The 1,651-nt window shown below is 68.5% G+C and carries 1 protein-coding gene; it reads left to right on the plus strand.

The window, feature by feature from the left end; translation table 11 throughout:
- Positions 1 to 302 precede the first annotated feature (302 nt).
- Complete coding sequence (locus Mth01_RS29225; protein WP_204019190.1) at positions 303 to 638, plus strand: hypothetical protein; 336 nt, start codon at positions 303 to 305, stop codon at positions 636 to 638.
- Positions 639 to 1,651 lie beyond the last annotated feature (1,013 nt).

A 1,651-nucleotide genomic window follows, 5' to 3' on the forward strand; every position in this document is an offset into this window, starting at 1 on the left:
ACACCCGAACACACTCGGACACCCGAACACCCGACGCGGACACGCGGACACGCGGACACGCCGGCTTCCGTACGACGAGGTCGACGGCAGTCACGCCGTGTCACGCTCGGCGCCACGACTGTCGCACAGGCTCCTGCCCTCCGTGCCGGTCGGCCGTTCGCGATCGGCTGACCTTCTCCCGTGCCGCGTGGTCAATCACAAGATTGCCGACTCTTGAGGTGTTCCCGCCCAGAACGATGATTGCCCGCTGTGTAGCGTGACAGCGGTCACAACACGTGACGTCGATCGAACAGGAGGTAACGATGATTCGTCGACTGCTTCTGGCGGGCTCGGCCTGCGCCGCCACCCTCGCCTTCCTGGCGCCCCTCGCCACCTCGGCGGAGGCCGCCGTGCCGCAGCAGGACTCGGCCGCGGTCGCGCAGGCGAACCTGCCCAGCCACGGCCGTGACTGGGGACATGGTTCCTGGGGGCGTCCGGGCGGCAGCTGGGGTCACCCGGGCGGTTACTGGGGTCACCGGGGTGGTTACTGGGGTCACCCGCGCGGTTACTGGGGACGGCCGGTGAGCTACCTGGGCACCCCCGTGGTTCTCACGGGCGGCGACCTCTACTGCGACTACTACGGCACCCTCTGCTACTGACACGAGGCAGGCCGGGTCCTCCATGAGAGCCCGCCGCTGAGGATCGGAAGCTCAGGTCGAGCACGCACTCGGCCAGGCAGTTGACCACCCCGGATTGTCAGCAGAAATCGCTGACAATCCGGGGTGGGATCAAGAGTAGGTCGCTACTATTCGTGGTCATCTCGTCTCCGAAGGTGGCAGGGCGGGATTTTCTCAGATCTGGAGGACGTGATGGATGACCACGAAATACCTCGCCCACGCCGTGCCGGGCGAGCCCCCTATGGCCTCCGTGGTCCTCGCCTTGCGGCGCCGCCGTCGTCGTACGCGTCCTTGGCCCCTGAGGAGCTCGACCGGGCCGGCGGGGCGCTTCTCAACCGGTACGAGCCGAAGCCGGCCCCTTTCCGGGCGCCATCGGTGGGGCGGCATCGCGCTCGGCGTCGAAACACGCTGGTCCGTCGGGTGGTCATGGCCGGGTTCACGGTCCTGGCGATCGGCGTCCTCTCGTCAGGCACACAATCCAGCGGTCCCGCCCGTCCCGCCTCGCCCCCGCCTCTGGACATGGTGACCATCACGATCCGGCCCCCATCCATGGAATCGGCGGGATCGTCCTCCCCAAGCACACGCGGGCAGCGGTCGTCACAGCCGACGAGATCCACCTCGTCGCGGTCAGAGCACCGGTCAGAGCACCGATCAGGGCAGACGGAGGAGGCCGTGCCCATGCGGGCTCATCGGCATCATGGCCGCTCGCATTCGTCCAGTCGCACGCGCTCGTCCACCCGCTTACGACCTCCAGCCCCCCGAGCCCGTCCCCTGCGACACAAGCGCGATCTCTGCGGCCTTCCCCAGTCCCGCCGGAGGCCGAGTTGCCGATCGCTGCCACTCTCTTGAGCCTGGCCGCGATCTGACAGCGCCCGGACCGGGGGCGACGAGCGGAGCGTCCCCTGTCAAGCCTGACGCATTCCCCTCCCACATCGGGACCATCGCGGGCGGTTCACCCGCCGTCGACCTCGTCGTACGGAAGCCGGAGCGCTCCA

The organism is Sphaerimonospora thailandensis, from assembly GCF_016863115.1.
GTDB lineage: Bacteria > Actinomycetota > Actinomycetes > Streptosporangiales > Streptosporangiaceae > Sphaerimonospora > Sphaerimonospora cavernae.

Excerpts from the sequence above, each read along its gene's own strand:
- Mth01_RS29225 (WP_204019190.1), top strand. The coding sequence starts at position 303 with ATGATTCGTCGACTGCTTCTGGCGGGCTCGGCCTGCGCCGCCACCCTC.